25 protein-coding genes and 2 pseudogenes are annotated in these 26178 nt (G+C 73.6%); 11 read left to right on the top strand and 16 right to left on the bottom strand.

The window, feature by feature from the left end:
• Window positions 1-24 precede the first annotated feature (24 nt).
• Entirely contained in the window at window positions 25-390 is a 366-nt protein-coding gene (locus tag ACFFHU_RS14360; protein WP_377339026.1) for a hypothetical protein, read from the top strand.
• Window positions 391-418: 28 nt separating this feature from the next.
• Here ACFFHU_RS14360 and ACFFHU_RS14365 read toward each other — a convergent pair whose 3' ends face one another.
• A complete protein-coding gene (locus ACFFHU_RS14365; protein ID WP_377339027.1) occupies window positions 419-781 on the bottom strand; it encodes a PH domain-containing protein in 363 nt (120 codons plus the stop codon).
• 65 nt (window positions 782-846) lie between these two features.
• Entirely contained in the window at window positions 847-1158 is a 312-nt protein-coding gene (locus ACFFHU_RS14370) for a 4a-hydroxytetrahydrobiopterin dehydratase (RefSeq protein ID WP_377339029.1), read from the bottom strand.
• Window positions 1159-1431: 273 nt separating this feature from the next.
• On the opposite strand from ACFFHU_RS14370, the gene ACFFHU_RS14375 reads away from it, so the two are divergent.
• A complete protein-coding gene (locus ACFFHU_RS14375; protein ID WP_377339772.1) occupies window positions 1432-1827 on the top strand; it encodes a (deoxy)nucleoside triphosphate pyrophosphohydrolase in 396 nt (131 codons plus the stop codon).
• 193 nt (window positions 1828-2020) lie between these two features.
• On the opposite strand, the gene ACFFHU_RS14380 is transcribed toward ACFFHU_RS14375, so the two are convergent.
• The 8 genes and pseudogenes from ACFFHU_RS14380 to ACFFHU_RS31695 form a co-directional block, all read right to left on the bottom strand.
• Complete coding sequence (locus tag ACFFHU_RS14380; RefSeq protein ID WP_377339032.1) at window positions 2021-3142, bottom strand: succinate dehydrogenase/fumarate reductase iron-sulfur subunit; 1122 nt, start codon at window positions 3140-3142, stop codon at window positions 2021-2023.
• Window positions 3142-5070 carry a fumarate reductase/succinate dehydrogenase flavoprotein subunit gene (locus ACFFHU_RS14385; protein WP_377339034.1) on the bottom strand — a complete coding sequence of 643 codons (1929 nt, stop codon included), beginning with the start codon at window positions 5068-5070 and terminating at the stop codon, window positions 3142-3144. The genes ACFFHU_RS14380 and ACFFHU_RS14385 overlap by 1 nt, the downstream gene beginning before the upstream one ends.
• Before the next feature lie 10 nt (window positions 5071-5080).
• Window positions 5081-5905 (bottom strand): succinate dehydrogenase subunit SdhC, encoded by an 825-nt coding sequence (gene sdhC, locus ACFFHU_RS14390; protein WP_377339036.1) that lies wholly within the window; start codon window positions 5903-5905, stop codon window positions 5081-5083.
• A gap of 253 nt (window positions 5906-6158) precedes the next feature.
• The gene (locus ACFFHU_RS14395) at window positions 6159-7592 is read right to left on the bottom strand and encodes a TldD/PmbA family protein (protein ID WP_377339037.1); all 1434 of its coding nucleotides are present in this window, start codon (window positions 7590-7592) and stop codon (window positions 6159-6161) included.
• Window positions 7589-9025 (bottom strand): TldD/PmbA family protein, encoded by a 1437-nt coding sequence (locus tag ACFFHU_RS14400; protein WP_377339039.1) that lies wholly within the window; start codon window positions 9023-9025, stop codon window positions 7589-7591. The genes ACFFHU_RS14395 and ACFFHU_RS14400 overlap by 4 nt, the downstream gene beginning before the upstream one ends.
• A gap of 59 nt (window positions 9026-9084) precedes the next feature.
• A complete protein-coding gene (locus tag ACFFHU_RS14405; protein ID WP_377339041.1) occupies window positions 9085-9639 on the bottom strand; it encodes a Uma2 family endonuclease in 555 nt (184 codons plus the stop codon).
• An 85-nt stretch (window positions 9640-9724) separates the two neighbouring features.
• Window positions 9725-11593: pseudogene (locus ACFFHU_RS14410) on the bottom strand (S9 family peptidase); the annotation flags it as partial.
• A 225-nt stretch (window positions 11594-11818) separates the two neighbouring features.
• Window positions 11819-12019: pseudogene (locus ACFFHU_RS31695) on the bottom strand (hypothetical protein); the annotation flags it as partial.
• Between the two features lie 158 nt (window positions 12020-12177).
• On the opposite strand from ACFFHU_RS31695, the gene mshB reads away from it, so the two are divergent.
• From mshB to ACFFHU_RS14425, 3 genes are all read left to right on the top strand, one after another.
• Window positions 12178-13086 (top strand): N-acetyl-1-D-myo-inositol-2-amino-2-deoxy-alpha-D-glucopyranoside deacetylase, encoded by a 909-nt coding sequence (gene mshB, locus ACFFHU_RS14415; protein ID WP_377339044.1) that lies wholly within the window; start codon window positions 12178-12180, stop codon window positions 13084-13086.
• Window positions 13087-13097: 11 nt separating this feature from the next.
• Window positions 13098-13520 carry a hypothetical protein gene (locus ACFFHU_RS14420; protein WP_377339046.1) on the top strand — a complete coding sequence of 141 codons (423 nt, stop codon included), beginning with the start codon at window positions 13098-13100 and terminating at the stop codon, window positions 13518-13520.
• A 79-nt stretch (window positions 13521-13599) separates the two neighbouring features.
• Complete coding sequence (locus ACFFHU_RS14425) at window positions 13600-14064, top strand: hypothetical protein (protein ID WP_377339047.1); 465 nt, start codon at window positions 13600-13602, stop codon at window positions 14062-14064.
• Between the two features lie 53 nt (window positions 14065-14117).
• Here the strand turns inward: ACFFHU_RS14425 and ACFFHU_RS14430 are convergent, their stop codons facing one another.
• Window positions 14118-15281 carry a GNAT family N-acetyltransferase gene (locus ACFFHU_RS14430; RefSeq protein WP_377339049.1) on the bottom strand — a complete coding sequence of 388 codons (1164 nt, stop codon included), beginning with the start codon at window positions 15279-15281 and terminating at the stop codon, window positions 14118-14120.
• An 81-nt stretch (window positions 15282-15362) separates the two neighbouring features.
• On the opposite strand from ACFFHU_RS14430, the gene fdxA reads away from it, so the two are divergent.
• From fdxA to ACFFHU_RS14445, 3 genes are read left to right on the top strand one after another with little or no spacing between them, the layout of a single operon-like run.
• The gene (gene fdxA, locus ACFFHU_RS14435; protein ID WP_446686788.1) at window positions 15363-15689 is read left to right on the top strand and encodes a ferredoxin; all 327 of its coding nucleotides are present in this window, start codon (window positions 15363-15365) and stop codon (window positions 15687-15689) included.
• Between the two features lie 26 nt (window positions 15690-15715).
• Window positions 15716-16801: a succinyldiaminopimelate transaminase gene (gene dapC, locus ACFFHU_RS14440; protein WP_446686789.1), complete on the top strand. Its 1086-nt coding sequence runs from the start codon at window positions 15716-15718 to the stop codon at window positions 16799-16801.
• 7 nt (window positions 16802-16808) lie between these two features.
• Complete coding sequence (locus tag ACFFHU_RS14445) at window positions 16809-18002, top strand: prephenate dehydrogenase (protein ID WP_377339053.1); 1194 nt, start codon at window positions 16809-16811, stop codon at window positions 18000-18002.
• On the opposite strand, the gene ACFFHU_RS14450 is transcribed toward ACFFHU_RS14445, so the two are convergent.
• The 4 genes from ACFFHU_RS14450 to dapD form a co-directional block, all read right to left on the bottom strand.
• Window positions 17987-18529: a hypothetical protein gene (locus tag ACFFHU_RS14450; RefSeq protein ID WP_377339054.1), complete on the bottom strand. Its 543-nt coding sequence runs from the start codon at window positions 18527-18529 to the stop codon at window positions 17987-17989. The genes ACFFHU_RS14445 and ACFFHU_RS14450 overlap by 16 nt on opposite strands.
• 29 nt (window positions 18530-18558) lie before the next feature.
• Entirely contained in the window at window positions 18559-21264 is a 2706-nt protein-coding gene (locus ACFFHU_RS14455) for a hypothetical protein (RefSeq protein WP_377339056.1), read from the bottom strand.
• 153 nt (window positions 21265-21417) lie between these two features.
• Entirely contained in the window at window positions 21418-21975 is a 558-nt protein-coding gene (locus ACFFHU_RS14460) for a sugar O-acetyltransferase (RefSeq protein ID WP_377339059.1), read from the bottom strand.
• Window positions 21976-21984: 9 nt separating this feature from the next.
• Complete coding sequence (gene dapD, locus ACFFHU_RS14465) at window positions 21985-22944, bottom strand: 2,3,4,5-tetrahydropyridine-2,6-dicarboxylate N-succinyltransferase (RefSeq protein WP_377339061.1); 960 nt, start codon at window positions 22942-22944, stop codon at window positions 21985-21987.
• 89 nt (window positions 22945-23033) lie between these two features.
• Between dapD and dapE the strand changes: the two genes are divergently transcribed.
• Window positions 23034-24104: a succinyl-diaminopimelate desuccinylase gene (gene dapE, locus ACFFHU_RS14470; protein WP_377339063.1), complete on the top strand. Its 1071-nt coding sequence runs from the start codon at window positions 23034-23036 to the stop codon at window positions 24102-24104.
• Between the two features lie 66 nt (window positions 24105-24170).
• Here the strand turns inward: dapE and ACFFHU_RS14475 are convergent, their stop codons facing one another.
• Window positions 24171-24344, bottom strand: coding sequence for a hypothetical protein (locus ACFFHU_RS14475; RefSeq protein WP_377339065.1), 174 nt, complete (start codon window positions 24342-24344; stop codon window positions 24171-24173).
• 443 nt (window positions 24345-24787) lie between these two features.
• Between ACFFHU_RS14475 and ACFFHU_RS14480 the strand changes: the two genes are divergently transcribed.
• Both ACFFHU_RS14480 and ACFFHU_RS14485 read left to right on the top strand, forming a co-directional pair.
• Window positions 24788-25576: an LOG family protein gene (locus ACFFHU_RS14480; RefSeq protein ID WP_377339774.1), complete on the top strand. Its 789-nt coding sequence runs from the start codon at window positions 24788-24790 to the stop codon at window positions 25574-25576.
• Window positions 25577-25580: 4 nt separating this feature from the next.
• On the top strand, window positions 25581-26126 hold the full coding sequence (locus ACFFHU_RS14485; RefSeq protein WP_377339067.1) for an LOG family protein: 546 nt from the start codon (window positions 25581-25583) through the stop codon (window positions 26124-26126).
• Window positions 26127-26178 lie beyond the last annotated feature (52 nt).

A 26178-nucleotide genomic window follows, 5' to 3' on the forward strand; every position in this document is an offset into this window, starting at 1 on the left:
CCGCCGCCCGGGTACGGTGATGGCATGCCGGTTCTGGTGGACGTGCCCGACGGCCGCCTGGTCGTGCGGTTGACCGGGTGGGATCGGTTCTGGGCGCTCGCCGCCGGCGTCGAGACGCCGCTGGAGGCCGTCACCTCGGTGCGGCCGGTGTCGCGGGCCGAGGCGTACGCCCGGGGTCGGGGGCTGCGACTGCCCGGCACCGCCTGGCCGGGGGTCATCATGGCCGGCAGCTACCTCTCCCGGGAGAACGGGCGGTCGTTCTGGTGCGTCCACCGGGCCGACACCGTGCTGCTGATCGAGCTGACGGGGCAGCCTTTCGACCGGCTGGTGTTGGAGGTCGATCACCCGGCGGAGGTCAGCCGGGAAATCGCCCGGGCCCGGTTCCGCTGACCGGGAACCGGCGCCCGGAACGGTCCGGTCAGGAAATGAAGTGCAGGATCACGTTGTGTACGTGGTGGCTCTTGTCGGCGCCGCGGAACTCCACCTCGTAGGTGTGCGCGCCCACACCGATGGCGATCGAGCCGGTGGAGAAGAACGAGCCGCCCCACGACTTGTTGCTGACCACGCTCACGCTGGTGATCTTCGAGTACGGGATGCTGGTGATGGCGAAGCGCTTCCCCACGAACGACTTGTCCTGGATGATGACCCGACGGTTGGTGAGGCCGAGGAAGCCGGTGCCGGTGCCGATCGCGTCGTAGACGGCGATGATCCGTTCGCCCTCGAGCAAACCGCTCTCGATCTGGTGGAGTTGCTCGCGCCGGTCGAACCGTACGTCTGTCATGCGCTCCGAGGCTAGGCGGTGCCGTCAACCGCCGCGGTGCTCTCAACCGCAGCGGGAGGCGGGCCTCAGCCGCCGAGCCGGCAGGAGCGGTAGACGTCCTCGACCCGGGCCGCGAGCGTGACCTCGTCCTCGGTGATCTCCTCGCCGTTCAGGGCGGAGATCCTGATCTGGGTGTGCCCGTCGAGGCGTCGGATGTCCGGACGCAGGCGCAGCACGTCAGCGGCGATCTTGATCCGCTCGGTCAGGGCCGCGTGCTGTGCGTCGTCCAGCAGAAGGGTGCGCTTGATCTGACTTCCGTCCCGAGTCCAGCCGCGGAGCAGCGCGAGCGCATCGCTCACGTGGTCTTGCCGCGGCCGACTCCACAGCGCTCGAATCATCGCACCTCCCAGGCTTCGTTGTCGGCTTGTGGCCAAATCGTCGCCATAGCGTTGTCTACCCGGTGCTTCTAAGTCTGTCGAGCATGGCTGGGCGTGTCCACGCCCACACTTCCGTGTCTTGGTGACCATGCGGCCGGTAATGGCACCCGAATTGACGATTGATCTGGCACCCTTGACGCCCGTGCGGACCGAAAGTGCCAGTCGTAAAGCGGCAGATAACGACCGGGCGGCCAGCAGAGCCCCCAAAGCCGACATTGTCCGGGCGTTCTCGTGATGGTGGTGGTCGGCGCGGCCATCCTCTCGGCGGGACGGGTCCTGGCGTGCGAGCGGGCGGCGCCCCCCGAGACGGCCGGCCGATGGGAGTTCCCGGGCGGCAAGGTGGAACCGGGGGAGGCCGAGGAGGACGCCGTCATCCGGGAATGCGCCGAGGAGCTCGGCGTCCAGGTGGAGGTGTCGGCCCGGGTCGGCGGCGACGTCCGGATGGCACACGGCCGAGCGGTGCTGCGGGTCTACCGCGCCAGGTTGGTCGGTACGGCGCAGCCCCGTGCCCTGGAACACGCGGCGCTGCGCTGGCTCGCCCTCGGCGAACTGGACAGCGTCCCGTGGCTGCCGGCGGACCGGCCGATCGTCGCGGCCCTGCGGCCGCTGCTCGGGGGCGGCGCCGGCTGACCGGCGCCGTCGCGGCGGGCTCGGCGGCGCCGGCTGATCCGCGCCGCTGCGGCCGCTGCTTGGGGCGGCGCCGGCTGACCGGCGGGCGGCTCGGCTGCGCCGACTGGACCGCGGCGCAGCGGCCAGGATGGCGAACGGGGGACCGGCGGCCGGGTGGCCGCCGATCCCCCGGAAAACCGGTCGGAACCCGGCGTCAGCTCTGCTCACCCTGTTCGGGGTGGGCATAGTTGAGGCCCGTGGCGGGCAACGGGAACTCCACGTCCTCGCCGAACGGCGACGGCGCGGCCGGGCGGTCGAAGGTCAGCTCGGTCAGCGGCAGCCGGCCGCTGGCGTCCACCGGCGCCGTCTGCGGCTGGGGGATCTGACGGTCCCAGTGCACGCCCCGCTCGGCCTGCTGCTCGGCCGCCGGATCGTGCGAAGCGCCACCCGTGCTGTGCAGACCGTGCGGGCTGTCCAGGGGCGAGCGCTCGGCCGCCCCGCCGGACTCGCGCCGGGTCGCCTGCGCCTGCTGCTGTTCGCGCTGGTCGTGCCCGCGCCGGAAGATCTTGCTACCTAGCCACACAAGGGGATCGTACCTGCGGTCGACGACGCGTTCCTTCATGGGGATGATGGCGTTGTCGGTGATCTTGATGTGCTCGGGGCAGACCTCGGTACAGCATTTGGTGATGTTGCAGTACCCCAGGCCCTGCTCCGCCTGCGCGTACTCCTTGCGGTCGGTCTTGGCGTCCAGCGGGTGCATGTCCAGCTCGGCAGCCCGGATGAAGTACCGCGGGCCGGCGAAGGCCGTCTTGTTCTCCTCGTGGTCCCGCACCACGTGGCAGGTGTTCTGGCACAGGAAGCACTCGATGCACTTGCGGAACTCCTGCGAGCGCTCGACGTCCACCTGCTGCATCCGGTACTGGCCGGGGGCCAGGTCGGCCGGCGGCGCGAAGGCGGGGGTCTCGCGCGCCTTCACGTAGTTGAACGAGACGTCGGTGACGAGGTCCCGGATGACCGGGAACGTCCGCAGCGGGGTGACCGTGACCGTCTCGGTCTCCTCGAACGTCGACATCCGGGTCATGCAGGCCAGCCGCGGCATGCCGTTGATCTCCATCGAGCACGAGCCGCACTTGCCGGCCTTGCAGTTCCACCGGCAGGCCAGGTCGGGCGCCTCGGTGGCCTGCAGCCGGTGCACGATGTCGAGCACCACCTCGCCGTCGTTCACCTCGACCTGGTAGTCCTGCAGGTCGCCGCCCGATTCGTCGCCCCGCCAGATCCGGAACGCGCGCTTCGTCGAGGGCTTGCCGGCGGCGTCCGGCCCACTCTGCGTACCCATTACTTGACCGCCTCCTGCGCGTGCGTGTCCGAAGCGAGGGCGTCGAAGTCGGCGAGCTCCTCGTCGGTCAGGTACTTGGCCAGCTCGGCCCGGTCGAAGAGCTGGATGAGCTCGGGACGCATCACCGGCAGCGGCTTGCGCTCCAGCTTCACGCTGTGGCCGTCCAGCGAGCAGACCAGGTTGACCCGGCGCCAGGCCGGGTCCATGGCCGGGAAGTCCTCCCGGGTGTGCCCGCCGCGCGACTCCCGCCGCTCCAGCGCGGCCTTGGCGGTGCACTCCGAGACCACCAGCATGTTCCGCAGGTCCAGCGCGAGGTGCCAGCCCGGGTTGTAGCGCCGGCCGCCGGCCGCGCTCACCTTGGCCACCCGCTCCCGCAGCTCCGCCAGCTTGGTCAGCGACTCGGCCAGCTCACCCTCGCGCCGGATGATGCCGACCAGCTCGCCCATGACCGCCTGCAGGTCCTGCTGCAGGGTGTACGGGCTCTCCCCGGTGTCCCGCTGCAACGGGGCCAGCGCGGTCTCCACGGCGGCCTCGACGTCGGGGGTCTTCACCTTCGGGCGGCGGCTGTCCGCCGCGTCGACGTACGCGGCCGCGTGCTCGCCGGCCCGCTTGCCGAAGACCAGCAGGTCGGAGAGGGAGTTTCCGCCCAGCCGGTTGGAGCCGTGCATGCCGCCGGAGACCTCGCCCGCGGCGAAGAGCCCGCGCACGCTGCCGGCCGCCGCGCCGGAGTCCGGGTCGACCTCGACGCCCCCCATGACGTAGTGGCAGGTCGGACCGACCTCCATCGGCTCGCTGGTGATGTCGACGTCGGCCAGCTCCTTGAACTGGTGGTACATCGACGGCAGCCGCCGGCGGATCTCCTCGGCCGAGCGGCGCGAGGCGATGTCCAGATAGACGCCGCCCGCCGGGGTGCCCCGGCCGGCCTTGACCTCGCTGTTGATGGCCCGGGCCACCTCGTCGCGGGGCAGCAGCTCCGGGGGCCGGCGGTTGTTGTCCGGGTCTTCGTACCAGCGGTCCGCCTCCTCCTCGGTCTCGGCGTACTGCTTGCGGAAGACGTCGGGGACGTAGTCGAACATGAACCGCTTGCCGTCGGAGTTGCGCAGCACGCCGCCGTCGCCGCGGACCGACTCGGTGACCAGGATGCCCTTCACCGACGGCGGCCAGACCATGCCGGTCGGGTGGAACTGCAGGAACTCCATGTTGATCAGCGTGGCGCCGGCCCGCAGCGCCAGCGCGTGCCCGTCGCCGGTGTACTCCCAGGAGTTCGAGGTCACCTTGTACGACCGGCCCACGCCGCCGGTGGCCAGCACCACGGCCGGCGCCTCCAGCAGGATGAACTCGCCGGACTCGCGGTAGTAGCCGAACGCGCCGGCCACCCGGTCGCCATCCAGCAGCAGCTCGGTGATGGTGGTCTCGGCGAAGACCCGGATCCGGGCGTCGTAGTCGCCGTACTCCCGCTTGTCCTCCTGCTGCAGCGAGACGATCTTCTGCTGCAGGGTGCGGATCAGCTCGAGGCCGGTGCGGTCGCCGACGTGCGCGAGCCGGGGGTATTCGTGGCCCCCGAAGTTGCGCTGCGAGATCTTGCCGTCCTTCGTCCGGTCGAACAGCGCGCCGTACGTCTCCAGCTCCCAGATCCGGGACGGCGCCTCCTTGGCGTGCAGCTCGGCCATCCGGAAGTTGTTCAGGAACTTGCCGCCGCGCATCGTGTCCCGGTAGTGGACCTGCCAGTTGTCCCGGCTGTTCGCGTTGCCCATGGCCGCCGCGGCGCCGCCCTCGGCCATCACCGTGTGCGCCTTGCCGAACAGCGACTTCGAGATGATCGCCGTACGCTTGCCGGCCAGCCGGGCCTCGATCGCCGCCCGCAGGCCGGCGCCGCCGGCCCCGATCACGACGACGTCGTAGTGGTGTCGTTCGATTCGAGTGGTCATGTCAGCGCCCTCAGTTGATGAACCGCAGGTCGGAGAACCAGCCCGCGGACACGGCCATGACGTAGAAGTCGGTCAGCGCCAGCGTGCCGAGGGTGATCCAGGCCAGCTGCATGTGCCGGGCGTTGAGCTTGGACACCAGGGTCCACGCGCGGTACCGCACCGGGTGCTGGGAGAAGTGCTTGAGCCGGCCGCCAATGATGTGCCGGCAGGAGTGGCAGGAGATCGTGTACGCCCACAGCATCACGACGTTGCCCACCAGGATCACGTTGCCGAGGCCGAACCCGAAGCCCTTGGGGCTGGAAAACGCGAGGATGGCGTCGTACGTGTTGATCAGCGAGATGATGGCCGCGAGGTAGAAGAAGTAGCGGTGCAGGTTCTGCCCGAGCAGCGGGAAGCGGGTCTCGCCGGAGTAGGTCTTGTGCCCGTCCGGGACCGCGCAGGCCGGCGGCGACAGCCAGAACGACCGGTAGTAGGCCTTGCGGTAGTAGTAGCAGGTCAGCCGGAACAGCAGCAGGAACGGCAGGGTCAGCGCCGCCTCCGGGATGATCCACCAGCTCGGCAGGAAGGTGCCGAAGTGCGACGAGTCCGGCACGCACCGGTCGGTCAGGCACGGTGAGTAGAAGGGCGTCAGGTAGTGGTACTGCTCGACCCAGTACCACTTGTGCATGAACACCCGGACCGTGGCGTAGAGCACCCAGGCGCCCAACCCGACCACGGTGATCAGCGGGGCGAACCACCAGCGGTCGGTGCGCAGGGTTCGTGCCGCGATGGCGGCGCGCGGGCGCGTCCACCCCGGACGCAGCGCCGGCGGCGGGGCCGACTTCGTCGTCGTCATCTATGTCTCCCTCACGGGGCCCGGTCTCGCTGACGGGCACGACTGGTTCTCCGCCGGGCATGCCGGGGGCCGTGTGTGACCCCGCAGCCTCGCGGCTCCCGCGTGCTCACCCACCGCATCCGAGTGACCCGGGGCAGTTCGGTGCACACGTTACGCCGCTCACAAATGCCCGTACGCGCAGGGAGTGTGGCCCGTGTCTCGTGTTATGGGAAGTCCCGCCGCCAGGATTATCGATAGAAGGTGGGAAATTTCACTATCCGGCGGCGCCACCCGTGAAGTTCCAGCCGGCCAGCCGCACCGGGGGCGCCGTCCACCAGGCACTGTCCCAACTGTCCGGCTGCATGCTCGCCCGAGCCCCCAGCCCGAGCACCGCCCCCGGCGCGAGCGCCCGCGGATACGACTGGGTGAACCGGAGGTCGCGCACCGGGCCGGCCAGCTCGCCGTCGGAGATGAGCCACACTCCGTTCCGGGTCAGGCCGGTGATCACCAGGCTCTTCGGGTCCAGCACGCGGGTGTACCAGAAGTCGCTGACCAGCAGGCCGCGCCGTACCCCGGAAACCAGCGCGGCCACATCGGAGTCGGCGGCCGGGCCGGCCACCTCGGCCGGCGGCGGCGGCGCCGTGCCGGCCCGCGGCTCGACCGGGCCGGCGGCGGCGTTGGGCGCGGCCGGGTCGGCGCCGGCCGGCGCCAGGCGCAGGCTGGTCGGCATCGGACCCCAGGCGGAGCCGGCCTGGTTGCCGGTGGACTCGCCGCCCGCCTCGGCGGCGGTCCGCCGGTCGTGCGCCACCGCCCGGGTGACGCCGGCGTCCACCAGCACCAGCCGATCCCGCGGGGTGCCCTCGGCGTCGAACGGCAGCGCCGGGGTGCCGGGCGCGTCGTCCAGCAGCGTGATCGAGCGGTCGAACTGCTCGGCGCCGGGCTCGGCGAACGACTGCCGCTCGACGAACCGCTTCCCGTTGAAGCCGAAGCTCGCGAAGTTGGAGAGCAGGTCGGCCACCGCGGCCGGCTCCAGCACCACCTCGTACTCGCCCGGCGGCAGCTCGACCGGGTCGACCCCGGCGTGCGCCTTGGCCGCCGCCCGGGCGCCCAGCACGGTGCCGTCAAGCTCGGCCAGCCGCGCCGACGCGAGCCGGGCCACGCCGTCCGCGCCGGCCGACCGGACGATGCCGTCCATGGCCGCGTCCGCGCTGCGCCCGTGCACCGACTGCCCGGCCGAGTTCGCGAACGCGGCGGACCGCCACGCCGTACGGCAGTAGCCGGCCGCCTCCAGCCCACCGGCGGCCGCCACGAAGTCGCGTACCCGGCCGGCCCGCTCGTCCGGGTCGGCGGCCGCGGTCGCCTCGTCGAACGCCGCGTCGGCGCGGACCGGCGCCGGCGGGGCCAGGCCCGGCCAGCCGGGATCCGGCGGGCAGAGCCGGGCCGCCGCCAGGGTCCGCTCGACCAGGCCGCGCAGCCCGTCCGCGTCCACCACCGTGCTCGAGCCGGCGGCCGTACGCCCGGAGTGGTGCAGCCGCAGCCGGACCCGGGTGGCGGCGTCCGCGACGTTCTGGTGGATGGTCGAGTTCGCGAACCGGGTGAGCGACAGCTCGCTGTGCTGCGCCCACACCTCGGCCTGCGCGTCCGGGCCGCCCAGGGACCGGACCAACTCCACCACCCGGCCCGCCAGCTCCAACTCGTTGCCGGTCATCCGCGCACTCCGATCCGTACCCCTTGGAACCGGGCCGGCGCGGCCGGATGGCCGGTGTGGCCGGTCTGGCCGGGCTGGCCCTTTCCGCAGTTCGGCGTGCCCCAGGCCACGGTCTCACCGGAGAGCATGTCCATCGACTGCCAGAACCGCGGCCCGATCCCGGTGTACGTGGGGTTGCGCAGCATCCGGCCGCGCCGGCCGTTCTTGATCTCCCAGCCGATCTCGCAGCCGAACTGGAAGTTGAGCCGCTTGTCGTCGATGGACCAGGACCGGTTGATGTCCATCAGCACTCCGTCGTCGGTGGCCGCGATGATCTCGTCCAGGGTGTGCGGGCCCGGTTCGAGACCCACGTTGGTCATCCGGACCATCGGCAGCCGGGCCCACCCGTCGGCCCGGACGCTGCCGCCGTAGTCCAACCCGGCGGCGGCCGCCGAGTCCCGGCCGGCCAGCACGCCCACCCAGCGGCCGTCCAGCACCGCCGCGCGCTTCGCGGCCGGGCTGCCCTCGTCGTCGAAGCCGAAGCTGCCCAACGCGCCGGGGATGGTGGGATCGATCGTGATGTTCATCAGCTCCGAGCCGTACCGCAGCTCACCCAGCCGGCGCAGGTCCAACCAGGACGTCCCGGCGAAGGCCGCCTCCCAGCCGAGGATCCGGTCCAGCTCGATCGCGTGCCCCACCGACTCGTGGATCTGCAGCGCGAGCTGCTCGCCGCCGAGGATCAACGCGGTCTCGCCGGCCGGGCAGGCCGGCGCGGTGAGCAGCGCCCGGGCCTCCTCGGCGATCCGGCCCGCGTGCGCCGGCAGGTCGAGCGAGTCGACCAGCTCCCAGCCGCTGGTGCCGTACTGGCCGCGGTGGCTGGGGTAGGACCGCCGCTGGGTCTCGCCGTCCCCGATGGCCGTGGCCCAGATCCCCGCGCCGCACTCCCGGATGTGCTGGTCGATCCGGTGCCCCTCGCTGGAGACGAACCACTTGCGGGTGTCCCACACCTGGTAGATCCCCTCGGCCAGGTCGGCGCCGTGCTCGCGCATCGTGCGGGTGGCCGACACCAGCAGGTCACCCTTGTCGACCAGGCTCACCGAGAGCGGATCCACCGCGCACGGCGAGGACCACGAGGCCACGGTGGCCACGCCGGGGACCAGCCCGCCGCCCGGGCCCGGCACCTGGGCGCTGGCCGCGGCGATCCGCGCCGCCCGCTCGCCCGCCGCCCGGGCCGCCGGCTCGGACAACTCCGGTACGGCGTAGAAGCCCCACCCCGCGCCGACCAGCGCCCGTACGCCGACCCCGGCGTCCTCGTCCTGGGTGAGCTCGTCGATCTCACCGTCCCGCGCGGACATCGACTCGTAGCGGCGGTGCATCACCCGCGCGTCGGCGTACCGCGCCCCCGCGTCGAGCGCGCCCTGAACCGCGGCCGTGGCCACGTCGAAGTGGGTCATGGACCGACCCTATGCGATCCGATGGGCTCTCGTGGATCTTGTCTTTGTCGTTGGCGCCGTCAGGTCGGCGGCAGCAGCCGTTCCGGGTCGATCTCCGCCGTGACCGGCTCGACCAGCCGTAGCACCTGACCGCGCCGGGTGATCGAGTGCTCCAGGTAGTGGTCGCCCTCGCGGCGGTACAGGTGCAGCTCGCCGGTCCGCTGCTCGACGAGCAGATACCAGGGGATGCCAGCCTGGGCGTAGAAGTGCATCTTGAGCACCCGGTCGGCGGAGGGGTTGCTCGGCGAGATGATCTCGCAGACCAGCCGCACCGCCGACGCGTCGATCACGAGCTGGTCGAAGTCGATGTCATCGGTGATGACCAGGTCGGGGATCGGGATCCGACCCGGTCGCAGCCGGAGGTTGATCGCCTCGAGGACGTGCAGTCCGGCGGCCTCCGCCGCAGGACTGAGCACGACGTACAGCTCGCTGGAAATTCTCTGGTGGCGAGGCGTGGGGGCAGGGGTCACAGACAGGCTCCCGTCGAAGAGTTCGACGCGGTCCGGTGTCTCCCCGAGGGCGAGGAACTCCTCCTCGGTCCACGGCCCCGGATGCCCGAAGATCGCCGCGGTCATGCCCACCTCCGACTGGTGTCCGGCCGAGTCTCCCACAACAACGAGCCCGGCTCGCGCTCGTCGCGGCCGTCGACGGTGGCGCCGCTCACAGGTGGCGGCGGAGGAAGTCCAGCTCCAGGGGGAGGGCGCGATCCGCGGTGGCCGGGGTGGCGTCGGGCAGCGGCAGCACGGCGTGTGGGTGGCCGGCGGCCTGCAGCGCGGCCGACAGCCGCAGCGTCTGCGCCAGCGGCACCCGGGCGTCGTCCGCGGCGTGCACCAGCAGCAGCGGCCGGCCCGGCTGGTCGGTGGCCTCGGCCAGCAGCTCCAGCAGCGAGTGGTGCGCGTACACCTCGGCGCTGTCGTCCGGCAGGCCCAGATACCGCTCGGTGTACGCGGTGTCGTGCCGGGACCAGTCCGCAACCGGCGTACCGGCCACCGCGCAGCGGAACAGCTCCGGCCGGCGCAGCACGGCGAACGCCGCGAGCCAGCCGCCGAATCCCCGGCCCCGCACGGCGGTCCGGTCGAGGTCGAGATCCGGGTGCTTGCCGGCGAGCGCCGTCAGCGCGTCGAGCTGGTCGGCCAGGATGACGTCGGCCAGCCGCCGGTGCACCACCTTCTCGAACGAGGGCGCCACCCCGGCCGTACCGCGGTTGTCGACGGTGACCACCACGAAGCCGGCGTCGGCCCACCACTGCCGTTCCAGCCAGCACGACCGCGCCGCGCGGACCTCCTGGTGCGTCGGGCCGCCGTGCACGTCCAGCAGCACGGGTAGCCGTCGGCCGGTCACGTGGTCGCGCGGGTAGAGCACGGCCGCCGGCAGCCGCCGGTCGGTCACCCGCTCCAGCGCCGGCTGCGGCGCGTACGGCGGGCTGGCCGCCAGCGATCGCAGGGCGCCCAGCTCGGTCCCGTCGCTGCGCCAGATCTTCCAGCTGACCCCGGGCAGATCCAGGGTGGCCGTACCGACCGCCAGCACCCCGCCGCCGACGGCGGCCGTGTGCCAGCCCGGCTCCGGGGTGAGCCGCCGCGACTCGACCCCGCCGCCGCCGATCGCCGTCCGGACCCGGAACAGGTGCTGCTGGCTGGGCTCGCCCTCGCTCGCCTCCACCAGCAGGTCGGGCGGGCCGACCGTGCCGGGCAGCTGCCCCACCACGCGGCGGACGTACAGGGACGGCGGGGTGAGCAGGGTGCCGTCCGCGAACAGGCAGCGGGCGTCGTACCCGTCGTGCGCCAGCTCGCCGCCGACCAGGACCCGGCCGTCCGGCAGGTGCACCGGGGTGCCCGCCACCGGCTCCACCCAGCGCGGGTCGGCCAGCTCGGCGTGCACCTGCGTCTCCCCGGTACGCGGGTCGACCGCCAGCACCAGCCCGTGCTGCTGCAGCCGGCGCAGCACGGTGATCAGCGGGCCGCCGTCCGCCCAGCTCACCGAGACCAGGTAGGGGTAGGTCTCGCGGTCCCAGTGCACGTCCACCCAGCCGCCGTCCAGGTCGAGCAGGTGCAGGCTCACCTCGGCGTTGCTGCCGCCGGCCACCGGACGGGCGACAAGGCCGGCCGGTCGCCGCGGATCGAGCGGGTCCGGCAGGTGCCACCGGGGTACGCGCGACTCGTCGATCCGGGCGGCCAGCACCGACCGGCCGTCCGGGGCCCACCAGTAGCCGCGGCGGCGGCCGAAGTCCTCGGTGGCCACGTACTCGGCCAGCCCCCAGTTGACCCCGCCGTCCTCGCCGCCCAGCAGGGTGTCGGCGCCGTCCGGGCCGACCACCCGGAGCTGGCTCCCGCCCGGGCAGCCGTGCCGGTCGGGCCCGGCGGTGACGTACGCGATCCGTTCCCCGGTCGGATCCGGTCGGGGGTCCACCGGACGGCCCGAACAGCGGACCTCGATCACGTCCCCGTGCTCCAGATCGGCCCGGAACAGCCGGCCGGCCAGCGCGAACACCGCCACCCGGCCGGCCGGGTCGGTGGCGTACCCCTCGATCCCGCGGTCCGTCCCCGGCGCGCCCGCGGCCGCGTCCGCCGACGGCGCTCCGGTGCCCCGCGGCGCTCCGGTGCCCCGCGGCGCTCCGGCGTCCCGCGGTGTCCCGGCGTCCCGCGGCGCTCCGGCGTCCCGCGGTGTCCCGGCGTCTCGCGGTGTCCCGGCGTCTCGCGGTGTCCCGGCGTCTCGCGGTGTCCCGGCGCCCGACGGCGGGGCCGGCGGGGCCGGCGCCTCGGCCAGCAGCCGGACCGGGTCGGCCACCAGCCGCTCGGCGCCGGTGGACACCTCGAACGACCACAGCGCCGCGGCAGCGTCCTCCGGGCCCGCCGTGCGCAGGAAGAGCACCCGGGAGCCGTCGCCGGCCACGCTGACCGCCCGCGGCGCGCCGCGGGTGCAGCGCCGGGTCCGAATCGCCAGCTCCGGGTAGTCCACCTCGCGATCGTAGGTCCGCTTCCCCCGGCCGCGGGCCGGCTCCGGCGATCGTCCGCCCGGTCGGCCGGAACGCCTACCCGAGCCGGTGGCCGGCGCGGGACGGCGGACCGCCCGGCGTACCGGTGAGCGGGGCGCCTCCGCGCGTACAGTGTCGAGACGTGACGATTACCGCCCGGCAGCGGCTGCTCTTGGTCCACGCCCATCCGGACGACGAGTCCATCGGCACCGGCGCCACGATGGCGTACTACGCGGCGCGTGGGACGCACGTGACGCTGGTGACCTGCACGCTGGGCGAGGAGGGCGAGATCCACCTGCCGGAGCTGGCCGGGCTCGCGGCCGCGGAGGCCGACCAGCTGGGCGGATACCGGATCACCGAGCTGGCGGCGGCGTGCCGGGAGATGGGCGTCAGCGATCACCGGTTTCTCGGCGGCGCGGGCCGGTACCGGGACTCCGGGATGATGGGCCTGCCCACCAACGACCACCCGCGGGCGTTCTGGCGGGCCGACCTGGACGAGGCGGCCGGCCGGCTGGTCGAGATCATGCGCGAGGTCCGCCCGCAGGTGATGATCACGTACGACCCGCAGGGGTTCTACGGGCATCCCGACCACATCCAGGCGCACCGGGTGGCGATGCGGGCCGCCGAGCTGGCCGGGCCCGAGGGGTGCGCGCCGGCCAAGATCTACTGGACGGCGCTCCCGCGCAGCGTGCTGGCGGCCGGGATGGATGCCTTCGCCGACGCGTCCGACAACCCGTTCGCCGGGGTCGAGGCGCCGGAGGACCTGCCGTTCGGCACCCCGGACGATCAGATCGCGGCCCGGATCGACGCCACCGACGCGGGCGCGGCCAAGGAGGCGGCCATGCGGGCGCACGCCACCCAGATCCCGGACTCGTCCTGGCTGTACGTGGTAGCCAGCAACTTCGGGGCCGAGTTCATGGGGGTGGAGTACTACACTCTCGCGGCCGGCCGGCGGGGCCCGGGCGCCGGGCGGTACGGCTGGGAGAGCGACCTGTTCGCCGGCCTTCCGAGCCAGGACGTGCCGGCCCCCGCGGCGGCCGGTGCCCGGTGACGTTGTCTCCGATGTCCACCGCGCCCGAGGCATCGCCGCCGGCCCGACCCCGGCGCCGGTCGCTGCTGCTGGACCGCCTGCTGCGCTGGGTCGGCGGGGTGGTGGCCGTGCTGGCCGCCCTGGTCACCGGGTTCGTCGAGCTGATCTTCGTGGCCGTCCGGGTCGCCGGCCACCTGATCGGCCTGTCGATCCCGCTGGCGGTGCTGGCCAACCTGGCCCTGAGCTGGTTCGCCTACCGGACGGTGGGCCGCCGGTGGGCGGTGGCGCTGCCCGCCGCCACCTGGTTCGCGCTGATGGTCGTGGCGGCCGGTGGCACCAGCGAGGGTGACTTCCTCATCGCCGGCAACAACTGGGTCGGGCTCGTCATGATCTTCGCGGGGGCGGTGACCTTCGCGGCGGCGGCCTACCGGCTGATGATCCCCGCCCGGCCCTAGGGCGCGGCCGAGCCCCTTGATGAATCTCACAGCGTCGGGTGGTACATACATCTTCAGGACGCGCTGCGGAGGTCGAGTGATGAAGGAACGGTGGCGCCGGGTCGGGGCGCTCGCAGGTGTGTTGTTCGCGGTGAACGTGGTGGCCCGGCTGGTGACCCGGTTCGCTTTCCACGACGACACCGAGGCGTCGGACCGGATCTCGCTGGTGATGTTCGCGGCGCTCGGCCTGATCCTCGCGGTGGTCGCGTTCCGCTGGGGCCGGCGCGTGCCGCTGGGCCAGTGGTGCGGCGAGATCGCGGTGGCGGTCCTGGTGGCCATGGTCCTGACCATCTTCGTGGGCCCGTTCATCAGCGGCAGCAACCCGTTCGCGGACGGCGCCGGGGCATTCTTTTCGCAGATCTGGCTCTACCTGGGCTGTACGGCGTTCGGCGCGCTGCTCGGCTACCTGCTGCTGACCGCGCTGGGCCGGGACTACCGTTCCGAGTCCCTCCGCCGGTACGCCGAACTCCAGCGCTCCCGCCCCCGCCGCGTCGTCCGCCGCTGACGGCGAAAGGAAGGGCCCCCTCTTATCGCATTTGGTAGAGGAAGGGCCCCTTCCTAACAGCGGCCGACGCCGGAGCCCCGCTGCCGGGTGACGTAGGTGTGGTGGGTGCGGAAGCCGAGCGAGCGGTACAGCTCGACGGCGGCCGTGTTGTGCTCCTCGACCTGGAGATAGGCGTGCGTCGCGCCGAGGTCCGCGGCCCAGCCGACGAGCGTCCGGATCAGCAGCCGGGCCAGCCCGCGGCGGCGCGCCGGGGGCGACACCTCGATGAGGCTGAGCCCGAGCCAGCGCCCGGCGCCGGTCATCGTGCCGCGGGCGATGGCCAGCGGCGGCTCCGCCGGCCCATCCGGCTTGGCCGGCCCATCCGGCTTGGCCGGCTCATCCGGGTTGGCCGGCTCATCCGGGTTGGCCGGCTCATCCGGGTTGGCCGGCTCATCCGGGTTGGCCGGCTCATCCGGGTTGGCCGGTCCATCGGGGTTGGCCGGCCCGGCCGGACGTACGGCCGCGAAGCAGACCCGGTCGACGGCGGTGAGCACGTGCCGGGCCGCCGGTGGCAGGCCGCCCTTGCGGCCGGCCACGATGTCGAGCCAGTCCTCGGCCGGCCCGGTGGCCAGCTCGACGGCCGGCCGGACCCGGCCGTCGGCTTGCGCGGTGTCGTGGGGTGGCGCGGTGTGGTCGGGGCGGGTCGTACGCAGCGTGGCCAGGCTGGCCGTCTGCACCAGGACCGGTGGCCGGGCGCCCCATCCGCGCCGGTCGAGCTCGGCGGCCACCGCGGCGGCCAGCGGCAGCGGCGTGGCCACCAGGGCCGGCAGGCCGCGCCGGTCGTACCACGATTCCACCGCGTCGATGGCGGCGGCGATCGGCAGCCCGGGGTCGCCCACGGCCAGCGCCGAGTTGGCCCGCCCGGTCCAGCCGTCGGCCGCGCGCAGCAACCAGTCGCCGAGCCGCTCCTGCACCGGCGCCGGCCAGGCCTCGGCGGCGGCCCGTTCGAGCTCCGCCGTCGCCGCCCGGCCGGGCGGCCGGGCCGCCGGCACCCGCTTGGCCCGGTGCAGCTCGGACAGGGGCACCCGGAGCGGCCCGTCGGCCGTGGCGAGCGTGAGGTGCGTGCCGGTCAGCTCGGTGAGCTCGCCGAGGGCGTCGGAAAAGAGCGCACGGCCATGCCTTACCCCCACCACGCGCCGGATCACGATCCGGTGACCCACATCCTGTGGTCGGAGCACGATCGACCTCCCTTTTGACGGGATACTAGGCTCTACGTCGTCGCGGGAGATCGCGGCGTGGCTGCGCGGAGGAGAAGATCGGTGACCTACATCATCGCCGAGCCATGCGTCGATGTGCTCGACAAGGCATGCATCGAGGAGTGCCCGGTCGACTGCATCTACGAAGGCAACCGGATGCTCTACATCCACCCCGACGAGTGTGTGGACTGCGGGGCCTGTGAGCCGGTCTGTCCGGTGGAGGCGATCTTCTACGAGGACGACGTCCCCGAGCAGTGGAAGGACTACACCACGGCGAACTACGAGTTCTTCGAGGACCTCGGCTCGCCCGGCGGCGCCTCCAAGGTCGGGAAGATCGACAAGGACACCCCGTTCGTGGCGGGGCAGCCGCCGCGCGGGGAGGCGCACTGAGCCGCGCGGGCGCGGGCGGCCGGGCCGTGTCGGCCCGGCTGCCCGAGTTCACCTGGGACGCGCTGGAAAAGGTCGGCGCGCTGGCGGCCGGCCATCCGGACGGCGTGATCAACCTTTCCATCGGTACGCCGGTCGATCCGGTTCCCGAGGTGATCCAGGCGGCCCTGGCGGCCGGCGCCGACGCCCCCGGCTACCCGCTCACCGCCGGCACGCCGAGGCTGCGTCGCGCGATCACCGACTGGGTCGCCCGCACCTGCCGCACGCCCGACCGAGAGTTCGGCGTGCTGCCGACCATCGGCTCCAAGGAGCTGGTGGCCTGGCTGCCGACGCTGCTCGGGCTCGGGCCCGGTGACGTGGTCGCCGTGCCGCGGATCTGCTATCCCACGTACGAGGACGGGGCTCGGCTGGCCGGCGCCGAGACGGTACGCGCCGACTCGCTCACCGCGTTGGGACCCGACAACCGGGTACGACTGATCTGGGTGAACTCGCCCAGCAACCCGACCGGTCAGGTGCTGCCGGCGACCCACCTGCGCAAGGTGGTCGACTGGGCCCGCGAGCGCGGCGCCGTGGTGGCCAGCGACGAGTGCTACCTGCCGCTGGGCTGGACGGCCGAGCCGGTCTCGGCGCTCGCCCCCGAGGTGACCGGTGGCTCGTACGCGGGGGTGCTGGCCGTGCACTCGCTCTCCAAGCGGTCCAACCTGGCCGGCTACCGGGCCGGCTTCGTGGCCGGTGACCCGGCGCTGGTGGCCGAGCTGCTCAAGGTGCGCAAGCACGCCGGCATGATCGTGCCGGCCCCGGTGCAGGCCGCCATGGTGGCCGCGCTGGACGACGAGCGGCACGCCGCGGCCCAGCGCGAGCGGTATGCCCGGCGCCGCGAGGTGCTCCGGGAGGCGTTCGCGGGCGCCGGGTTCGAGATCGAGCAGTCGGACGGCGGCCTCTATCTGTGGGTCACTAGTGGCGAGGACTGCTGGGCGACGGTGGAGTGGCTTGCTCGCCGGGGCATCCTGGCCGCGCCGGGCGCCTTCTACGGGCCGGCGGGGGAGCGGCACGTCCGGGTGGCGCTGACCGAGAGCGACGAGAAGATCGCCGCCGTGCCGTCCAGGCTCGCCTGAGGCCGGCATGGACGCGGTACGGGCGGCGGTGGTCGGTACCGGCCTGATCGGTGGTTCGGTGCTGCTGCGGCTGGTCGAGGCCGGCGTGCCGGTGCGGGGTTGGGATCCCGACCCGGACACCCGGCGGTATGGCCGGGAGCGCGGGGTCGATTTCCCCGATGACCTCGCCCGGACGGTCCGGGACGCCGGTGTGGTCTTCCTGGCCGGGCCGCTGGTGACCCTGCCGGCGACCGTCGCCGAAGTGGCCGCCGCGGCGCCGGTCGACTGCGTGCTCACCGACGTGGGCAGCACCAAGTCCGCGGTCGCCGTGGCGGCCCGGCGGCACGGGCTGACCGGCCGATTCGTGCCCGGGCATCCGATGGCCGGCACGGAGCGGGCCGGCCTCGCCGCCGCGCGTCCCGAGCTGCTGCGGGGGGCGACCTGGGTGCTCTGCCCGGATCAGCCGGCCGACCTGGGCCCGTTCCGCCGGCTGGCCCGGCTGCTGATGGACGTCTTCGCGGCCCGGGTCACCCCGATGTCGCCGGAGGCGCACGACGAGGCGGCCGCGCTGGCGTCGCACGTGCCGCACGTGCTGGCCAGGGCGCTGGCCGGCGCCGCCGGGCGTTCCCCGGTACGGGATTCCGTGCGCGCCCTCGCCGCCGGAAGCTTCCGGGACGGCACCCGGGTGGCGGGTACGCCGAGCCGGCGCACCGCCGACATGCTGCTGGGCAACCGGGCCGCCGTGCTGGAGCAGTTGACCGCGGTCCGGGCGTACCTGGACGAGTTGGCGGCGGCCGTCGAGGCCGACGATGCCCCAGTGCTGACCCGACTGCTCGCCGAGGCCCGAGCCCTGCGAGTGGCGCTGCCGGCGCCACCGGACCGGCCGGCGCTGCCGGCGCGGCCGGGCCGGCCGGCGCTGACCGACGTCACGGGGCCGGACGCGGCGCCGGAGGATGTCGCCGCGGTGGCGGAGCGGCTTTCGTTCTCCGCGCCGGACGGCGCGGAGGAACTGGCCTGGCTGCTCGGTCTGGGCGCGAGCGGAGGCTGGCTGACCGGCTGCGAACCGGGACTCGGCACGGTAACCTGGACCGCCCGCCGCCTCCGGCCGCCCGACCGGAGCCCGGTGGACCGGAGCCCGGTGGACCCGGTCCGGGACGCCGGTTCCCCGCCGTCGCCCGGTGGGCCGGCGAGAGCTGCGGAGCCCGGTCAGAAGGTGACGTAAAGTCCCTGCTTCTGCTCGCCGGCGGCGCTGAGCATCCGGTCCAGGGCGACGACGGCGTCCGAGTAGGCGCCGCTGCGGATGCGAGCGGCGGTGATCTCCCGTTGCCGGCGAACGGTCTCCCAGAGCCGGATGAAGGAGCCGATCCGGCCGGGGTTGAACCGGTTGTGCTCAGGGCCGAACCAGGCGCCGAAGATCAGCTCGTCGGTGTCCGTCTCGACCTCGTCGGCCGCCACGTTGTAGACCTCCGCCCAGCCCGAGCCCAGCCCGAGATCGTCGTTCGGCCGGTAGTAGCGGGTGAGGGCGAAGTCCCCGAGATCGTGGACAGCGGGCTCGTCCTCGAACATCGCCGGCCAGGGGGTCGGCACGGCGATGCCAGGGTACGGGCTGCGCAACCGGTCGAGGTTGGCCTCGATGAAGCGGGTGAGCGCGCCCGCGTCGCCGGTTTCCAGGGACCGCTGGAGGACCGGGGCTAGGTTGGCCATGAAGCCGTCGAAATCGAACGAAAATGCCCTGTGCTCGGTCTCCATCGTCGCCTCCGGCTGGATCCGCAGGGAGGCTACCGATCCGCCGCCGGTTCCGCAGTCTCCTTCTGCCGCGGCAGGGCGCCGGCCGAAGGCGGCACGACACCGTCGGGCCGTGGCGTCCCGGCCGGGAGCAGCCGGGCCGCAAGCAGCCGGGCTACCTCGGCGCGCTCCCGGCGGTACTCGGGGTCCAGCGGATAGCCGCCGTGACTCCGGATCGGTGGGTCGCGCACCTCGCCGTCGCGCGGGTGCAGCGCGACCGGGTCGCGCAGCGCGAATTCCCGCTCGGCCGCCGGTACGGGCCAGCCGAGCGGATCGGTCGGCCGCCAGAAGTTGGTCCAGCCGGGCCGCCCGCCGGGCGGGGTCAACGCCGCGGTCACCGCCGGCAGCCGGTCCGGCCCGAAGTACGCGGGAAAGACCCGGCCGTACAGCTTGCTGAGCTGGCAGCCGTACGAGAAGAACCAGAGCCGGCGCCGCCAGCGGGCCGGCACCTGCAGGATCACCGCGGCCGAGATCACCGCCCCCTGGCTGTGCCCGGACAGCACCACCCCGTCGACGTGCCGGGGGTCGGCGTCGGGCAGGGCCATCAGGCCGGTGACCCGGGTCTGCAACTGCGGGACCGCCCGCTCGGCATAGCTGGGCGGGGCGAGCGGGTGCGCCGCGCGCGGCCAGAACGTGCCGATGTCCCAGATCACCCCGACCGCCCGGCGCACGCTGTCCTTCCGGTACACCAGCAACCCGACGCAGGAGACCAGCACGGGAAGCAGGCCGGCCAGCGACGCGCCGCCGTCGACGGCCGCGCGTACCAGCATGGCCCAGCCGGCGGGGCTCAGCGCCACCGGCCGCACCCCGGCCAGCGCGCCGGCCGTGGCCACCGCGGCCAGGACGCCGGCGAACGCGGTGAGCTGGCCGACCAGCCGCAGGGCGCGGTCGCCGACCAGCCGGTGCAGGGCGTGGAAGGCGGCAACGTCGCGGGCCCGGCGCCGTTCGTGCGCCGACAGCGGCGGGCCGGTGGTCACCAGGTCGACCAGGATGCGCCGGCGGAGCAGCAGGAACTCCACCCAGGCCCGCAGGCCGGTCCCGGCGAGCGCGAGCAGGGCGATCAGGAACGCGGGGCCGGCCCACGCCACCGGGACCGGAAGCAGGACCGGGGCCACCGGGTGGCCCCGGTTGAGCCGGGCCATGGTCCAGTACAGCGCGCCGGCGCTGTACGAGGAGGCGAGCAGCCAGCCGAGCCCGGCCAGCACGGCCGGCGCGCAGCCGCCCCAGGCCATCCGGTCGTACCGGCCGGCGCCGGGGCTGGCGGGCGGCCGGCGGGGCAGCAGCAGTGTCCCGGCCGCGGTTCCGGCGAAGACCCCGAGCAGCACCGTCCAGGCCGGCAGCCGGCCCGGCGCCGGCGGTGCGGCCGGCAGCACCCCGCCGAGCCAGGCCACGGCCGCGAGCAGCGCCGCGGCGCCGGCGGCGGGTCCGGCCAGCGCCCGCCGCCCGGTCCGGGACACCCCGCCGATGGCGATCAGCAGCAGCACCTGGGCGCTGGCCAGGCCGACGAGCAGCCCGTCGAACCCGGGTAGCGAGCCCGGGCATCCGGTGCCGTGCCGGTCGCTGAGGCAGTCGACCGGTGCGGGCAGCGGGCCGGGCGGTGCGCCGCCGGACGCGCCCGGCAGCAGGAGCACCACGACCGCGGCCGCCACGCCCGCCAGGGCGAGCCAGCCGAGCGCCGCGGCGTACCAACCCAGCGGCGCGTGCCCGGCGCGGCGGGCGACGTACGGATGCCCGAGCGCGGCCGCGGCGAGCGCCACCGTGCCCAGCAGCGCGCCCGCGGCCGCCCAGGCCAGCACGCCGCGGACCCCGGTTGGCGGGCCGAGCGCGAGCACGGCGCCCAGCGGCACGGCCGTGGCCACCGCGGCGCCGGTGGCCAGGTGCAGCGCGGCGAGCCGGCGCACCTGGCCCTCGCCGCACCAGAAGGTCGGATGCCGCAGCGGGTTGTCCGGCGGCTCGTCGTCGGCCGGGTCGGCGGGCGCGGCCGGCAGGTCGGCCTCGTACTGATAGCTGCGCCAGGCCAGCAGACCCACCAGGGCCAGCAGCGCGTACGGCAGCAGCAGCCCGACCGCGAGGGGGCGGGTGGAGCGGCTCCACCAGCCGTCCGCCAGGAAGCCCCACGGGCCGGGGACCTGGGCCAGGCAGCGGGCGTCGACGCACTGCCAGCCGATCAGGTCCACGCCCACTCCGGTGGCGGCCAGCACCAGGGTGGCGGTGAGGCTGAGGCAGAACAACCGGATCAGCCAGGCGTCGATCCCGCTGCGGCTGCGCCAGCGTTCCTGGTCCGGGTCGGCCGGCACCTCAGGCCGGGCGTGCAGCGCCACGTTGGCGAGGGCGAACGGCAGCAGCAGGGTCCACAGTCCGCGCTCGATGTCCTTGGCCGTCCGGGCCCCGGAGGTGAGCTGACCCCAGCTGTACGCCTCGACCACGACCGGATCCGCGGGTTCGGCCGGATCGACCGGGCCGGTGGGATCGACCGGGCCGGCGGAATCGGCGGGATCGGCCGGGTCGGGGCGGTTGGAACGGTAGAAGCCGGTCATGGCGTCCCCGGCCACCAGCCGGGGCTGCTCCGGCTCCGCGGTGGGATCCCGGGCCGACCCGGCCGTCGCGGGCGCCTCGGCCCGGTCGACAAGGCCGAGGATGTCCGCCGGCGGCGTGTTGGACACGCCGTGGACGCGCAGTTCGAGAATCCGAGCGCGCACCTCATCCCCCCGGAGAGTAACGGTCTCATTACTCAGCGTGCGCGTACGGGCGTACGGACGGATCGTCCCTTCGGCCAGGATCCGGCTGACCAAAAGGACGATGTGGTCCTCGATTTACCCACCCTGACCTGCGGCGAAGCAAGATCGTTTGGCTCAGTCGAGCCGGCGGACCACCCGGGCCGGGCTGCCCACCGCCACGACGTTGGCCGGGAGGTCGGTGGTCACCACGCTGCCCGCGCCCACCACCGTGTTCTCCCCGACGGTCACCCCCGGCAGCACGATCGCCCCGCCGCCCAGCCAGACGTTGTCGCCGATGGTGATCGGTCGGGCCGATTCCCACTTGTCCCGACGCGGCCCTGCCTCGACCGGGTGGGTGGGGGTGAGCAGCTGCACGTTGGGGCCGATCTGCACGTCGGCCCCGATGCTGATCCGGGCCACGTCCAGGAACACCGCGCCGTAGTTGACGAAGGTCCGCGGCCCGATGGTGGTCTGGTAGCCGTAGTCGACGTACAGCGGTGGCCGCACCTCCACGCCGGCGCCGACCGACCCGAGCAGCTCGGCGAGCAGCGCGGCCCGCTCGTCGGGCCGGTCGACGCTGCTGGCGTTGAACCGTTCCATCAGGCGGGCGGCCCGGCGCAGGTCCACGGCCAGGTCCGGGTCGTCGGCCACGTACGGCTCGCCGGCCAGCATCCGATCCTTCTGCAGACCCATGGCCCCGCCTCAGTCGTTGGCGTGCAGCGCCGCGTTGAGCCGGATGCCGTGCCCGGTGCGCGGTCGCGCCTCCAGTGCCCCGGAGACGGAGTTGCGCCAGAACAGCAGCCCGTCCACCCCGGACAGCTCGCGGGCCTTGACCACCCGGCCGTCCGGCAGAGTGATCTTGGAGCCGGCCGTGACGTAGCAGCCCGCCTCGACCACGCAGTCGTCGCCCAGCGAGATGCCGATGCCGGCGTTCGCGCCCACCAGGCTCCGCTCGCCGATCCGGACCCGCTCCGTGCCGCCGCCGGAGAGCGTGCCCATGATCGACGCGCCGGCGCCGATGTCCGAGCCGTCGCCCACCACCACGCCCTGGACGATCCGGCCCTCGACCATGGAGGCGCCCAGGGTGCCGGCGTTGAAGTTGCAGAAGCCCTCGTGCATCACGGTGGTGCCGGCGGCCAGGTGGGCGCCCAGCCGCACCCGGTCGGCGTCGGCGATCCGGACCCCGCTCGGCACGACGTAGTCGGTCATCCGGGGGAACTTGTCCACCCCGTACACGGCCAGGTGCCGGCCGGCGGCCCGCTCGAGCACGCGCAGCTCGTCCACCCGGTCCGGCGGGCACGGCCCGGCGGACGTCCAGGCGACGTTCGGCAGCGCCCCGAAGATCCCGTCCAGGTTGAGCTCGTTCGGCCGGACCAGGCGGTGGGACAGCAGGTGCAACCGCAGGTACGCGTCGGCCGTGTCCTTGATCGGGTCGGTCAGCGACGCGATCTCGGTGACCAGCTCGACGGTGCGCAGGCCCGGCAGCGCCCGGTCGCCGACCGCCGACGGCGGCAGGTCCAGCACGTCGCTCTGGTCCTCCCCGGCGACCAGCGGCAGCGGTCCCAGGCCCAGCTTGCCGGTCGGGTACCAGGTGTCCAGCACCTGGTCGCCGGCGGCCACGGTGGCCAGGCCGATGCCCCAGGCGGGCTGCGCAGACGTCACGGGGTTGTCCTCCATCCTCGCGATGACCCGGGTTACCCGCGAGTGGGCAGACCACTCGCCGGGCCGGTGATGACGGTACCGTGCCCAGCATGGTGAACCCGCTGACCCCTGAGGTGCTGGCCGACCCGGTGGCGCTGACCCGTGCCCTGGTCGACGTCGAGTCCGTCTCCCTTAACGAGAAGGAGCTGGCGGACCACGTCGAGGAGGTGCTCCGCGAGGTCCCGCACCTGTCCGTCGACCGGCTCGGCAACACCGTGATGGCGCGTACCGACCTGGGCCGGGAGCAGCGCGTCGTGCTGGCCGGCCACCTGGACACGGTGCCGATCAACAACAACTTCCCGTCCGAGCTGCGCGGCGACCTGATGTACGGGTGCGGCACCTCCGACATGAAGTCCGGCGTGGCGTACGCGCTGCACCTCGCGGTCACCCTGCCCGATCCCCGGTACGACGTGACGTACTTCTTCTACGAGGCCGAGGAGATCGAGTCCCGGTACAACGGGCTGTACCTCGTCTCGCAGGCGCACCCGGACTGGCTCGACGCCGACTTCGCCGTGCTGCTGGAGCCGACGTACGGGGTGGTGGAGGCCGGCTGCCAGGGGACCATGCGGACCATTGTGAGCACCACCGGCCGGCGGGCTCACTCGGCCCGCTCCTGGCACGGGGTCAACGCCATCCACGCCGTGGCCGAGGTGCTGAACCGGCTGAACGCCTACCAGGCCCGGACGGTGAACCTCGACGGCTGCACCTACCGGGAAGGGCTGAACGCCGTCCGGATCAGCGGCGGGATCGCCGGGAACGTGGTCCCGGACCGGTGCGACGTGGAGGTCAACTTCCGCTTCGCCCCGGACCGGACGCCGGAGGAGGCCGAGACGCACCTGCGCGAGGTGTTCGCGGGGTACGACCTGGTGGTGACCGATGTGGCGGCCGGGGCGCTGCCCGGGCTCACCGCGGAACCGGCGCTGGAGTTCCTGGCCGCGGTCGGCGAGGCCCCGATCGGCAAGCTGGGCTGGACGGACGTGGCCCGGTTCGCCGCGCTCGGGATCCCGGCGCTGAACTTCGGCCCGGGCGATCCCAACCTGGCGCATCACCCCGACGAGCACGTCGAGATCGCCAAGCTGCGCGACGGCGCGGCCACCCTGCACCGCTGGCTCGCCCGCTGATCGACCCGCGGAACGACCGGCGGCGGATGCCCCTCGTCACCCGCCGCCGGTCATCGGACCGCGGTCTCACCCGCCGACGAGCGACTCCTCGTCGTGGATGCACCGCTGCTCCCCGACGGGGCAGTCCCCGCCGTCGGACGGTCCCGGACCGTTGCTGCGCGCCAGCCGGCGCTCCGCCACGAGCTCGCGGATGCGCTGGTGCATCTCCCGGCGATAGCGCTGCCGTTCCCGGTTCGTCATCACGACCGTTCCCTCCCCCCGTGTGGCGTCCCGGTTCCCCTGCCGGTTGCCGAGAACCAGTATCCGCAGGTTAAGACGCACGTGCGACAGAAATGGTTGATCCGGGAGGTCATGTTTCCGTCAGAATATTCACAACGGCCGCCGACCGGCCGCTCGCTGCGCTCCCGGAGCCGTGCCGCACTACGGTTGACCGCATGACAGACGGTGCGCAGGGCGGTCAACCGGCCGCCGCGGACGGTGAGCGGTGGGCGGCCGCCGCCGGCGGCGAGCCAGCCGTACCGGACGAGGCGGTCGTACCGCCCGGGCCGGGACGACAGGACGGTGCGGGCGTCGGGTCCGGGCCGGGACGTCCGGACGGTGCGGGGCTCGGGTCCGGGCTCCCGCCCGGGCGCCCGGGCGGTGCCCGGGCGCCGGGCCGGGAGCGGCACCGCGGCGCGGTCACCCTGCGTCGGGAGGCCATCCCGGCCAGCACGGCTGACCAGCGGTTGCTCGACTCGCGGTCCCGGGCGGACTGGAAGACCAAGGACGCGTGGCGGGCGTTGCGCATCCTCTCCGAGTTCGTCGAGGGCTTCGACACGCTGGCCGACCTGCCGCCCGCGGTGAGCGTCTTCGGCTCCGCGCGCAGCCTGCCGGACAGCTTCGAGTGCAAGCTCGCCGAGGAGTTGGGCGGCGCGCTCGCCCGGGCCGGCTACGCGGTCATCACCGGCGGCGGCCCGGGCGTGATGGAGGCGGCCAACCGCGGCGCCAGCGACGCGGGCGGCCTGTCCGTGGGACTGGGCATCGAGCTGCCGTTCGAGCAGGGCCTCAACGACTGGGTCGACCTGGCCATCGACTTCCGCTACTTCTTTGCCCGCAAGACCATGTTCGTCAAGTACGCGCAGGGCTTTGTGGTGTTGCCCGGCGGCTTCGGGACCATGGACGAGCTGTTCGAGGCGCTCACCCTGGTGCAGACCGGCAAGGTCACCCGGTTCCCCGTGGTGCTCATGGGCGAGGCGTACTGGGCCGGGCTGCTCGACTGGCTCCGCGACACGATGGCCGCCGACGGCAAGATCGGCCCGGTCGACCTGGAACTGGTGTGTGTCACGGACAGCGTTCCGGTGGCCGTACGGCATATCGTCGAGGCGGACGCGGCGCTCACGGCCGAGCAGCAGGTGCGGCAGGAGGAGGCCGTGGCCCGGACCGCGGCCGACCAGCGCGCCGCGGGGGACGCCGGACAACGGAAGGAACGCTGAGCACATGGCCGCCGTCTGCGTCTTCTGCGCCTCGTCCCGCACGCTGGAGCAGTCCTGGCTGGACCTGGCCACCGAGACCGGCCGGGAGCTCGCCCGGCGCGGGCACACCCTGGTCTCCGGCGGCGGCTGCGTGGGCATGATGGGCGCGGTGGCCGACGGCGTCCGCAGCGGCGGCGGGCACACCGTCGGCGTCATCCCGCAGGTGCTGGTGGACCGCGAGGTGGCGGACGTCGGCGCCGACGAGCTGATCGTCACCGCCGACATGCTCGCGCGCAAGAACGTGATGATCGACAAGTCGGACGCCTTCCTGACCCTGCCCGGCGGGCTGGGAACCCTCGACGAGCTGTTCGAGGTGTGGACCACGGCGTCGCTCGGCATGCACCGCAAGCCCGTGGTGCTGCTGGACGCCGACGGCTTCTACACCGGACTGGTCGACTGGCTGGCCGGGCTCGGCGGCACCCGGTTCGTCTCCCGCAACGCGAGTGAGCTGCTGGTGGTGGCCGACTCCGTGCCGGCCGCGCTGGACGCCATCGAGGGCCGGCTCGGCTGAGCGGGCACGCACCCTCGGTGCGGGTCACGGTCGTACCGGCGTGATCTCATTG

This window comes from Plantactinospora siamensis (assembly GCF_042434095.1).
Taxonomy (GTDB): Bacteria; Actinomycetota; Actinomycetes; order Mycobacteriales; family Micromonosporaceae; genus KBS50.